Origin of the sequence: Pseudoalteromonas holothuriae (assembly GCF_945859825.1) — a bacterium.
Lineage (GTDB): Bacteria > Pseudomonadota > Gammaproteobacteria > Enterobacterales > Alteromonadaceae > Pseudoalteromonas > Pseudoalteromonas holothuriae.
On sequence record NZ_CAMAPC010000018.1, the window covers coordinates 84,667 to 95,866 of the forward strand.

An 11,200-nucleotide genomic window follows, 5' to 3' on the forward strand; every position below is an offset into this window, starting at 1 on the left:
TATTTTATAGGTACGAATAAATGAAAAGCTTTTACGATGTAGTTAAAAGTCTTGTAGGTCTTTATCGCTAGTATTTATATAGGCTTTAGAGGGTTGGTTAGCCAAGCAAAACTAAGCAGACTAACCAAATATACTGACATTGTGATAAATAGAGCTTTCATTCTACTGGGTAAAGTGTGATCTCAATCCCCGCACCTATGGCAGAGATACGCAATAATGTATCTGCATGTAGTGCCTGAGAGTAACATTTAGGTGAATTACCAGAGCTAAAGCCAATATCGAATGTACGCTTAGTACATGATAACCATTGTTTTAAAGCGGCCTTAGAGCACGACTCTATCAATTCACAAAGATGATTAATTGCCTTATCTGGCGTCATTACCTCAGCGTTAGCCTCAATCCGTGCGAGTTGACGGTATTCATCTTTATCATAATGTAAAACAATGGCATTTTGCTGCAAATCACTTACTAAAGCGCTAATGTCATGCTTTGACTCTAATTCTAAGTCGACGTTTAAAAACTGAATTTCTGACATATGAACTGATTTACCCAAACTAATTGATTATAAGATAGCTACTTCAAACGCAAGTGTAACTAAGTAAGCACAGACTGGCTATAGCTAAGTCTAATAACGACCTTTACAATCACTCCGTGTTGCACATTTCACTGGTTAATCACCAACTTTCCAAGCATAAAATTAAACAATATAGGTACTAATTTTATGTATTCATATTGCCTTTGCCACTTTGACTTGCTAGCTTTTAACTAATAGTTTAAAAAAGCGAACAATAATGAAAAACTCCAACACAGTTATAGCGCTACTTGGCTTGATACTTATAAGCTTTGCACTGAGCGGTTGTGGAGGAGGTGGTAATACTTCCACTCCATCATCGGATGAAGTTACCACCCCCGTATCTCCCCCTTCAGAAATCTGGAGTGCAGGCAGCTTTGCACCAGCTAGCAACTACGCAAATTTTTGTGCTAATCCTCGACAGGGTATCGACCCTTTTGAAAACACCGCCTACCCAGACAAGGCGGGAAGCATGATGCTAGAAAAGCTTTGGTTACGTTCGTTTAGCCATGAGACTTATCTTTGGTACGACGAATTACCCGACCCAAACCCAAACACATTCTCCTCAACACTCGCTTACTTTAACTCCTTAAAAACATCAGCTCGTACTCCTTCAGGCAAGGAGAAAGACGAATTTCATTTTTCTCAAAGCTACGAAGAGTTTAAAAAGGAATCTCAATCAGGTGTCGTTGCAAGTTATGGCGTACGTTGGGCGTTTATTAATCGCACTCCACCACGAGTTATACGTGTTGCATATACACAAAATGACTCTCCAGCTCAATTTGCCGGTTTAGAAAGAGGCGATACGATCATCGCAATTGATGGTATAGATATTAACGCCTCAAGTGCGAACGACATCAATACTATTAATGCGGCATTAAGTCCTATTGCAGGTGATACTCATACCTTTTCTTTATTAAAGAAAGGTGCCATAGTCGAGCAAGTTACTTTGACTGCAGGTGATATTGAATCAACGCCAGTACGTACTTTCAATGTCATTAATGTAGATGGCCGCGATGTTGGTTACCTACAATTCAATCAATTCATTTCGATTGGCCAACGGCCACTAATAAATGTGTTTCAGCAGTTTGCCAATCAAAGCATTGACGAGCTTGTGCTTGACTTACGTTACAACGGCGGCGGCCTCGTGAATATGGCATCACAACTAGCATATATGATTGCTGGCCCAACACTTACAGAAGCTGGCCCCAGCAATTCTGGTAAGGTATTTAGCTATACAACTTACAATGATAAACGTGCAGCCGACAATCAAGCCTTGAACTTTGACTACCGCGTCATAGACTGGGAAAGGCAAGTTTATACCGACGAAACTCTGCCAAGTATTAACCTAAATAAGATTTATGTATTGACCACACAAAGTACCTGTTCGGCCAGTGAGCTGGTTATTAATGCTTTACAGGGGATAGATGTAGAGGTGGTAGTGATAGGCTCATCTACTTGTGGTAAACCCTATGGCTTCTTCCCAACTCCCAACTGTGGACAAGTCTATTATACCGTGCAGTTTAGAAGTGAAAATGCCAAAAGGTTTGGCGAATATGCTGATGGTTTTTTGCCTGTACCTGCAAGTACGAATAACACCGAACTTGGTTTATCGAACCGAGTATCGGGTTGCAGTGTTAATGACGATTTTTCACAACCACTTGGTTCCCCATCAGAGGCATTGTTTTCTGCTGCACTGAATTATATTAATACTGGTCAATGCCCACAGCAAAGTGCCGCGAGACCTCAACAACAAAGCACACAGTTTACCTTTGATGGGCCCGCCATAGCCACGCCCCAGCAACTGCCGAAAATTGGCGCTTTAATACTACCAATAAGAGAGTCTAAATAATGAATTCTCGTGCCTTGGTTTTTATGCTGAGTATATATCTACTGGCTGGCTGTAAACACAGCCAGTCAGTAGATACACAACCTGCGCTATTAATAGACACGTCACCAGAGGTAAAAGCTATAATTCAAGCAGCGATTGTTACCCTCAAAGGCGGTGTAGCGCCACAACTGGCAGACAATGTTTTTATCAACAGGAGTACCTTGTTGCTTGAACGCGGTATGAACACCTCTGGACATGACCCAATATTAGGCATGCACGACTTGTCTGTGACTCGATTTGAGCTACAAATGCGCCACGGCCAATGCGTGTTGTATTATCCGAAAAAGGAAGCCTATTTAAACCTTGATGGAGTTGAATGTGTCGCTGTAGAGGCTACTGCACAAAAATAGCAGCGACTTTTTCTACAATAGCTTATGCTGTGGTAAATTATCTATCAACAACTGTGAATACTAAACTTTATATGCACTATCTACCTGCTAGCCCTTTTAAACCACAATTAAGTTACCCTTATTACTGCTGTACTTTTAAGCCTGAACAGTTTGAACAAGATGACTTTGTAATACACAACATTAGCATGCCAATAAAGCTAAAAAATGCGGTGCCAAAACGCAAAGCAGAGTATTTGGCTGGCCGACTCTGTGCTCGATTTGCATTAGAAAAAATGGCTATTACGAGCTTTACAGTGACCAGCGCAGAAGATCGCTCCCCTGTTTGGCCAGCAACTGTGATTGGCAGCATTAGTCATACACAAGGTATTGCGCTTGCAATGACCGCCCCAGCAAAAGATTTAAAAGGGCTGGGTATTGATATTGAAAAGCACATGAAACAAGAACAAGAAAGTAAGCTGAAAGGGCAAATTTTGCACCCTTTGGAAGCAGAAATACACCTAAAACTTAGTGAGCTTATTCCTTGCCCTCTGACCGTCATTTTTTCAGCGAAAGAAAGTATTTTTAAAGCGCTTTACCCAAGCGTAAAGCGTTTTTTTGGTTTTGAAGCTGCTCAACTAATGTATTTTGACTCTAATAAGTTACATTTTATGATCACAGAGCCATTATCGCCCATTATTCCGCAAGGGATGCTCATAGAAGTTTTTTATCAAATAACTGAGGAATTAGTACTAACTGAATGTGCCTTTTCAGGCTAAATGTGTAAGGTATTTAAAGCAAAAAGGTCTGCATTGCACAGACCTTTTAAATTTAACTCAATACATTATTTACGTCTTACTTTAACACGCTCAGTTGAAGTAACCGTTGTCTCTACGCGGCGGTTTTGAGCATGAGCTTCTTTAGTATTTGCGTTATTTTTCAAACGCTCCTCGCCAGTAAAATACGATCGTCATCAATACCACAGGGTGAGAGCTAGTGCATCGCGCTAAGTCTTGATAAAATCACTCAAAAAAGCCAGCTCTAAAACATCAATATTCAAAGTAGACTATTCGACTTATTGGAATATATCGGCTAGCCTTTTTGGCCCTAGTTTTAACCCAGCTTACTTTATATTATAATTAATAAGTAAAAGCATTATAATTGTTAATACTTTCTGCTATAGCCATAAGCTCATCAAACAAACCGCTCTCATAAGCATTTTTGTTGAACCTTATACTATAGGACTTGCTATTAGAAACCCAAGATAAAATAGTTTCAGCTCGTCCTTCAGAGCCTTTTTTAACCACAATAATACCAGGACTTACACTTACATTAATTGCATCTTCATCTATAATAACACCACTATTTTCATCAGAAAAATCCCACTCATCAAATATTATAGTTCCAAATCTATCATTTTTTATAATCCTAGTAAGAGAATCCCAGCCCCTGCCTTTTATAAAATTTCCACCAAGTGACTCTAAAATAAGATTCTCTTTTGTTTCTATAAATAAAGATAAATCAGCTTTTGCAAAAGCACTAATGGAAGAAAAGTTTTTAGGTGAAAAGCTCGATGCACTTGGGTCATTTGACAACGCATTTTTAAGTAGAGCATTTCTCATTTTAGACTTTTTAAAATCTTTATCATGACGAATGTAATCTTGAACAAGCTTATCATAGTCAGGTATTTCTGATGAACTAACCTCTACATAACTTTGCTCAACAATACTATTCTTATCATATAAGTGAGTTAAATCTTTATTCAAATTACTAATAAAGTCTTTTTCCTCTAAAAATGAATAAACCGAAACTCCTGTAGGTTCATTCAATGCTTTTTGCTCTTTAGATTTTAAAAAGGGGTTATTATTATCAACAACAATAGGCTGGGAAGCTGCCCCAAAGCTCAAAATAGCACCTGTAATAACCGCTCCACGTATTAAATCTTTCATGGTTTTTTTCTCCTTTAAAACTCACTCAAATTACAATCAACAGCGTATGAATTTTTATAATGATATCGAAGGTTTTTATTTTTCTCTCGACGATAAAGCTTTACTCCGTAATGAACAGGTGCGGGTTCAAAGTAATACAAAATCGATAAAACGACCCGCTCGGTCGAGCAACCTGTATTTATCACATCACCTTTGCTTGATTTATCTTTAGAGCAAGATTTAGCGAATTACATTAGTTCAGTGCAGACTAACCTATAGTTACGTGACTATTATCAATCTCGTTGGCTATACACTTATTTAGATCTTTATTTCTTAAAGGTAAGTTGTAGCAAAAAAAAGGCCTATTCAATATAGGCCTAAAATTATGTCGCGTGGTCAGATTTATTTACGTTTTACTTTAACACGCTCAGTTGAAGTAACTGTTGCTTCTACACGGCGGTTTTGAGCATGTGCTTCCAAGGTGTTTGCGGTATTTTTCAAACGCTCCTCACCGTAACCAACCGTTGAAATACGCGTACCATCAATACCATCACTCATCATTTGCTTAGCAACCACTTTCGCACGCTTTTCTGAAAGCATTTGATTGTATTGTGCATCACCGACTGCTGAGGCATGCCCCTCGAGAACGACAGTTGCAGATTCGTGTGCTTTCATGAAACTAACTACTTCATTAATATCATCAAAGTACTGCTGCTTAACTTTAGCTGCATCATGTGGAAAGCGCACCAATAATTTAACAGAAGCCTGACGTTCTTCATATTTAGTGCAGCCAGTGCTATCTACAGCATCTGACATTGGTGTGTTTGCACAACGATCATCACCGTCCATTACACCGTCGTTATCACTATCTAAAGCCATAGGTGCTGGAGCAGGAGTTGGCGTTGGAGCAGGTTCAACTTTTTTCACCGGCTTACTTGAACCAAAGAAATAGTTAATACCCAGTTTTGCACCTACATCTGTATAACCTCTGTCTAATCCTTGGTAAACCGCCGCTTCTGCATTCACAAACAAGTTACTGTTAAAATAATGGCGATAACCTGCGCCAATATTTGCAAACGTCAAATTTTCATATGCATCAACAGACTTCAAACCAATCAAGCCGTAGAAAGGGCTATCATCAAAGTGATACAAAGCATCAAGGCCAAAGCGATCACCATCTAACGATCCAGTCCCCGCACCAGATAGGTCAAAGTCCATGTCAGCGTACTCAAAGCGGCCACTCCAATTATTATTAAAGCGATACCCAATCTCAGCACCCCATCCTGTTGAGTCATCAACATCTACGCCTGCCGCATCTCGAATATCATTCCAATCAGCCTTGTAGTAATCACCAAATACACCAAAGTAAACGCCTTCTTTGTGCTCATTTGCATTAACTGTCGAAGCTGCCAAAAGTGCAGCGATTGCTAAACTTATAGATTTAAATTTCATTTTGTCCCGTCCTTTATACATGTGAGCACAGATAGCTCATGAATTTAGCCCTATAATAGTAGGCCATAAATTAACTTTTACTTAACGCACCACATTTGGTTGCTTATTAGCGATGTCCAAACAGCGTTTGATATAACCCTTGCTCGGCCAATAAGCTATTATGATCTCCCGCTTGTGATATACGCCCATCATCCAATACATAAATCAAATCAGCTTGTTTTATTGCACTCAAGCGATGCGCAATAATTAAAGTAGTCCTATTACGTAAAAATACTTTTAAGTTATTATGAATTTTAGCTTCGGTTTCAATATCTAATGCCGAAGTCGCTTCATCTAAAATCACAACTTTGGGGTTAGCCAAGACCATACGAGCAATCGCTAAACGCTGCTTTTGACCTCCGGATAGTCTGATACCATTGCGTCCAACTAATGCGCTGAGCTCTCCGTCAATGCTTTTTACCGTACTTTCGAGCTCTGCAACCCTTAAAGCATGCCAAAGCTGTTCATCACTGTGGTTATGACCTAGTGATAAATTATCACGAATTGTACTATTAAAAAGAATAGGTTGCTGCAAAACAGTGGCAACATTCTCCCTTATTGTTTGATATCCTATTTGTTCAACTGGCGTATTCGCAATTTCAATGTTGCCAGTCTCTTTTTCATAAAGCCCCAGTAACAACTGCACTAATGTGGATTTTCCACCTCCAGACACTGCGACTACTGCAACTTTCTTTCCAGCAGGAATGTCTAGTGATACATCTTGCAATACTGGGAGTTCTGGCTGATAAGCGAAACTAACACGTTTAAAGGAAATTCCAACCTCTGATTGCTCAAATACCGATGATACACTCTTTGGCGCAGGAGTTTCCGTTTCAAAAGTAAAGACTTGATTTAACCGCTGTAGTGCAGCAGACGCACCATAATAGGCATACTGAATACTTAGCAGTTCTTGAACCGGCCCCATCATAAACCACAAATACCCAAAAACAGCGAATATTTGCCCTACAGTGAGGTCTGCAAAAACAACCATAAGCATCGCAATCGCTCGAAACACTTCAAATCCGAGTAAAAAGATCGTGAAACTTAGTCGATTTACTGCATCCGTTTTCCATTGAGACTGCACAGCCCGGTGTTTTAGATCAACCGCCGTTGTGCGAACGTAGTCAAAGTAAGTGGTTTCTCTACGTACAGCTTTTAGTTGGGAAATAGCATCTAACGTTTCAACTAATGCGGATTGAAACGCCTCAAAAGCAGCATTTTCTTCTTTCTTTAAATCTTTAACCCGCTTTCCAAATTGACGCGAAAAATAAATCACAGCCGGATTGAGTAATAAAATAACCAAACCTAAAGTCAAATCAATCCACAATAATACAATAGCAGTGCCTAGAATTGTCAGTAAGCCAATCAAGAACCGGGATAATGTCTGACTAATAAATTGATCTAACGTTTCAACGTCTGTAATACACCGAGAGCTAATCGCTGCAGCCCCCTGAGTTTCATATTCCTTAAGTTGCACACGAGGTAAATGCGTTAACAAACGCTCTCGAATACTCAGGCTAATACCTTTACCTATGATAGTAAACTGCCTAGATTGAATGACCCCAAGTACTAATGCCGCCAAGCGCATACACATAACGCTCAACAAAATAATTACGATATAAACGGCGCTTTGTTGCCACTCTACGGGTATTAAACTATTCAAAAAACCTATCGCTGGTCCAGGCTGTGCCAATAGCACCTCATCAACAAGAAGAGGCATCATTAAAGGAATTGGCACACTTACCAAAGCAGCAAAAAATGCAATGATATGAGCTACAACTAGCGGCTTCTTATGTGCTAAAACTTGCTGTTTAATACCTTGCCACGTTAATGTCTGTGTCATGTTTTACTCATAAAAAATTAAGTTCCACAAAAAGTTTGATAATGCTGCTCATCAGGCGCAGCAGCCAAAAACTTTTGCTCATATTCTTGATACTTATATGGATTGTTTAACAGCGGTAACCACTGACTTAGCAGCTCACTTTTATGTTGTTGATAATAATCTGCGATAACTTGCTCCATTAGCGCGTTTCTTGGAATAACAGCAGGATTAACCGAGCACATCAATGCCGAAACTTCCGCAGCTTGATACTCTTTAATACGCGCTTGCCAGCGCTGCTGCCAAGATAAAAGTGATTGTGGCACCTTAAAGCACGCCAAAGGTTTATCCAACATTGAGTTACTTAAAGCTGCAAAAGTATTGGTGTAATCAAGGTGCTCGCTTTGCAAAATTGTTAGTAATTGCGACAATAGCTCACTATCTGATTCACGCCAATCGAGCAGGCCTAATTTCTTGGACCACATCTGCTGATATTGATTATTAAAGTCATTGGCAAACTCGACCATTACCTCACTGACTTGCTCTATAGCGTGGTTCTGCTCAGCAACAAACAAAGTTAACATCGACTCTGCTAAGCGCGCACAGTTCCAACTTGCCATATTCGGCTGCTTGCCAAACGCATAACGGCCATGTTGATCTATAGAACTGAAGACTTGTTCAAAGTCAAACTTCTCCAACATTGCACAAGGGCCATAATCTATGGTTTCACCGCCTACTAAGGTATTGTCGGTATTCATAACACCATGAATAAAACCAACTCTCATCCAATGTACAACTAATTCAACTTGTTTTTTACACACTGCTCGCAAAAATGCGATGATGCGAGCATCTCCTTGTTCACTAATATTAGGGAAATAACGTGCAATAGCCAATTCCATTAATGTTTTGAGCCCCTCATCATCTTGCTGTAATGCTAGATATTGAAAAGAGCCTACTCGAATATGGCTACTTGCAACTCGACATAGCACAGCACCTGACAATGGTGAGTTTCGATGAACAACCTCACCCGTTGTGACAACAGCCAAACAGTCAGTTGTTGGCACATTAAGTGCTCCAAGCGCCTGACTCATTACAAACTCTCTAACCGCAGGCCCTAAGGCACATAACCCATCTCCTGCGCGTGAAAAAGGCGTACTACCAGAACCTTTAAGTTGCAAGTCGTATGCTTGCCCACTTCTGTCGTTAAAGCTACCAATTAAGTGTGCTCGCCCATCTCCCAAGGTAGGGTTAAAATGTCCAAATTGATGTCCAGAATAAGCCAAAGCCTTAGCTTCAATACCATCCAGTGACAAATGTCCAGAAAGATACAAATTAGCCGATTCTTTGTTAATAGGGATATGGTGTTTTTGGGCAATATTGTCATTCCACAAAAGTAATTTAAATGAATCGGCACATGTAGCTTGTGCGAATTTTGGTGAATTACTCACACAAAAGTGTGTTCCAACTTGATTATATCGATCGAAAAAGCTCATTCTTTTCCCTTTATTTGTAAGTGATTATCACCAACGCTTAAGGCAATTAACTGACTCAGTGCCTGCAATGACCACCCACTTTGTGCTGCAAGCGTATTAAAAAATTGCTGTATCGCCGTTAATGACTTTTTACTATGAAGGCCACCATCAATAATGCTATGTGCTCGCAAATATGCTTCAACATCACGAGATAAAATAAATGTATCTTTACCTAATACTCGTAAAGCAAATGGCCCAGTATTGCCGCCAAGCCTAGCGCCATGCTTTTTTAAATAAAGCCATAAACCAACAATGTCATCACTTGGCCATTGTGCTATAAAATTGGCAAATGATCCGTGTTGTTGCGCAACTTCATATATCATCATGCAGTTTTCAGGAATGGTCATTACTTTTTTATAGTTACGTACAATTCGCTCGTCACTGGCCCTTTGTTCGAGCATATCTGGCGACATCAACAAAAGCTTATTTACATCAAAGTCCCAAAAAACTTCTCTAAAACCATGCCACTTGGCATCAATCACACTCCAATAAAAACCGCTTTGAAAAATTTTACGTGTAAATTCTTCAAGCCAATCAGAATCACTAAGCTCCATTAGTTCTTGCGAAGAGCGCGGCTCACCAATTAAAGAAAGCACATTCTGTTCACACCCCTTTCGCTCTATTGCACATGCCAAGATTGTTTTAAATCCGTCCATAAAAGGTGACCACCTCACTTTCTTAAAAATTATTAATTGACTATATTTAATGATAATGCCTAATATCGAGATCAATCGTGCTACGCCACTTTATATATCTATTTTTATTACTCAACATCAACGTATGCATAGCACAAAGCCACTCAAAGACGCTTTATATTAGCACAGGTCAATGGCCTCCCTATATGGATCAAACTCGCAGAGATCAAGGCTGTGTAGCAAAACTCATCAATGATGCATTTGCAATATCTAATCTAAAAGTAAGGTTTATTTTTATGCCTTGGGATAGAGCTTATCATCAAGGATTAAAGCAAGAGTTTTCGGGAACAGCGTATTGGTACTACAGTGAAAAAAGGGCACTAGATTATATTTATACCAAAACACCAGTAACTAGCGAAATTAGTCGTTTCTACCATTTAGACGATCTGGACTTTAATTACCAAACATATAAAGACCTATCACACCATACATTATTACTAAATCAAGGGCTTACATATCCAAAAAAATTACTTAATGCCATTAAAAAACATGATATAACCGTAGTAAATGCAACTTATACAAGTAAAAATCTTTCACTTTTACTAAAAAAAAGAGCTGATATTACCGTTCTGACCGAGCAAACTAAAACTGAGTTTGCAAAAGCACTTAGCGCAGAACAAAATCAACGTATTGTATTTCAAGAGAAACCTGCTTTTGTTAGTCAGGGGTACTTACTTATTAACCGACATAGCCAAAAATATGCGTCTTTGTTCGATTATGGTGTGAACACCTTATGGAAGGATCAGACGTATTACGATAACTACGTTAAAAACTGTCTTAATATTAAATAGGTGAAAAGGGTTAACGACAACGAACGTAGTGAGTACGTTTCCTTTGCGCAAGGTGAAGTAAGTGTAAAAGGTTAGCGACATGAGCGAAGCGAATACGCTCTTTTTACGCAAGGTGCAATGAGCTATTTTAACAACCGCTGAGGGAATATCAGACTA

General features: G+C 39.4%; 10 protein-coding genes and 1 pseudogene. 4 read left to right on the forward strand and 7 right to left on the reverse strand.

Annotated elements, in window-relative coordinates:
• Nucleotides 1-157 precede the first annotated feature (157 nt).
• Nucleotides 158-535 (reverse strand): hypothetical protein, encoded by a 378-nt coding sequence (locus OCI93_RS17405; protein WP_261594689.1) that lies wholly within the window; start codon nt 533-535, stop codon nt 158-160.
• Between the two features lie 256 nt (nt 536-791).
• Between OCI93_RS17405 and OCI93_RS17410 the strand changes: the two genes are divergently transcribed.
• The 3 genes from OCI93_RS17410 to OCI93_RS17420 are packed head-to-tail and all read left to right on the forward strand — an operon-like array spanning nt 792 to nt 3,567.
• A complete protein-coding gene (locus OCI93_RS17410) occupies nt 792-2,423 on the forward strand; it encodes a S41 family peptidase (protein WP_261626925.1) in 1,632 nt (543 codons plus the stop codon).
• Complete coding sequence (locus tag OCI93_RS17415) at nt 2,423-2,812, forward strand: hypothetical protein (RefSeq protein ID WP_261626926.1); 390 nt, start codon at nt 2,423-2,425, stop codon at nt 2,810-2,812. The genes OCI93_RS17410 and OCI93_RS17415 overlap by 1 nt, the downstream gene beginning before the upstream one ends.
• A complete protein-coding gene (locus tag OCI93_RS17420; RefSeq protein ID WP_261626927.1) occupies nt 2,779-3,567 on the forward strand; it encodes a 4'-phosphopantetheinyl transferase family protein in 789 nt (262 codons plus the stop codon). Before OCI93_RS17415 ends, OCI93_RS17420 begins: the two co-directional genes overlap by 34 nt.
• Nucleotides 3,568-3,632: 65 nt before the next feature.
• On the opposite strand, the pseudogene OCI93_RS21150 reads toward OCI93_RS17420, so the two are convergent.
• From OCI93_RS21150 to OCI93_RS17445, 6 genes and pseudogenes are all read right to left on the reverse strand, one after another.
• Nucleotides 3,633-3,743: pseudogene (locus OCI93_RS21150) on the reverse strand (OmpA family protein); the annotation flags it as partial.
• A 184-nt stretch (nt 3,744-3,927) separates the two neighbouring features.
• Entirely contained in the window at nt 3,928-4,737 is an 810-nt protein-coding gene (locus tag OCI93_RS17425; protein ID WP_261626928.1) for a hypothetical protein, read from the reverse strand.
• Nucleotides 4,738-5,118: 381 nt separating this feature from the next.
• Complete coding sequence (locus tag OCI93_RS17430) at nt 5,119-6,168, reverse strand: OmpA family protein (protein WP_261626929.1); 1,050 nt, start codon at nt 6,166-6,168, stop codon at nt 5,119-5,121.
• A gap of 106 nt (nt 6,169-6,274) precedes the next feature.
• Nucleotides 6,275-8,050 carry an ABC transporter ATP-binding protein gene (locus tag OCI93_RS17435; protein ID WP_261594695.1) on the reverse strand — a complete coding sequence of 592 codons (1,776 nt, stop codon included), beginning with the start codon at nt 8,048-8,050 and terminating at the stop codon, nt 6,275-6,277.
• A 17-nt stretch (nt 8,051-8,067) separates the two neighbouring features.
• Entirely contained in the window at nt 8,068-9,519 is a 1,452-nt protein-coding gene (locus OCI93_RS17440; RefSeq protein WP_261626930.1) for a protein adenylyltransferase SelO, read from the reverse strand.
• Entirely contained in the window at nt 9,516-10,214 is a 699-nt protein-coding gene (locus tag OCI93_RS17445; RefSeq protein ID WP_261626931.1) for a DNA-3-methyladenine glycosylase I, read from the reverse strand. Before OCI93_RS17445 ends, OCI93_RS17440 begins: the two co-directional genes overlap by 4 nt.
• 185 nt (nt 10,215-10,399) lie before the next feature.
• Between OCI93_RS17445 and OCI93_RS17450 the strand changes: the two genes are divergently transcribed.
• Nucleotides 10,400-11,044, forward strand: a complete 645-nt coding sequence (locus OCI93_RS17450) for a type 2 periplasmic-binding domain-containing protein (protein ID WP_261626932.1) — start codon at nt 10,400-10,402, stop codon at nt 11,042-11,044.
• The last annotated feature ends 156 nt before the right edge of the window (nt 11,045-11,200 follow it).

Excerpts from the sequence above, each read along its gene's own strand:
- OCI93_RS17425 (WP_261626928.1), bottom strand. The coding sequence starts at position 4,737 with ATGAAAGATTTAATACGTGGAGCGGTTATTACAGGTGCTATTTTGAGC.
- OCI93_RS17420 (WP_261626927.1), top strand. The coding sequence starts at position 2,779 with ATGTGTCGCTGTAGAGGCTACTGCACAAAAATAGCAGCGACTTTTTCT.
- OCI93_RS17445 (WP_261626931.1), bottom strand. The coding sequence starts at position 10,214 with ATGGACGGATTTAAAACAATCTTGGCATGTGCAATAGAGCGAAAGGGG.
- OCI93_RS17415 (WP_261626926.1), top strand. The coding sequence starts at position 2,423 with ATGAATTCTCGTGCCTTGGTTTTTATGCTGAGTATATATCTACTGGCT.
- OCI93_RS17405 (WP_261594689.1), bottom strand. The coding sequence starts at position 535 with ATGTCAGAAATTCAGTTTTTAAACGTCGACTTAGAATTAGAGTCAAAG.
- OCI93_RS17410 (WP_261626925.1), top strand. The coding sequence starts at position 792 with ATGAAAAACTCCAACACAGTTATAGCGCTACTTGGCTTGATACTTATA.
- OCI93_RS17450 (WP_261626932.1), top strand. The coding sequence starts at position 10,400 with ATGGATCAAACTCGCAGAGATCAAGGCTGTGTAGCAAAACTCATCAAT.
- OCI93_RS17435 (WP_261594695.1), bottom strand. The coding sequence starts at position 8,050 with ATGACACAGACATTAACGTGGCAAGGTATTAAACAGCAAGTTTTAGCA.
- OCI93_RS17430 (WP_261626929.1), bottom strand. The coding sequence starts at position 6,168 with ATGAAATTTAAATCTATAAGTTTAGCAATCGCTGCACTTTTGGCAGCT.
- OCI93_RS17440 (WP_261626930.1), bottom strand. The coding sequence starts at position 9,519 with ATGAGCTTTTTCGATCGATATAATCAAGTTGGAACACACTTTTGTGTG.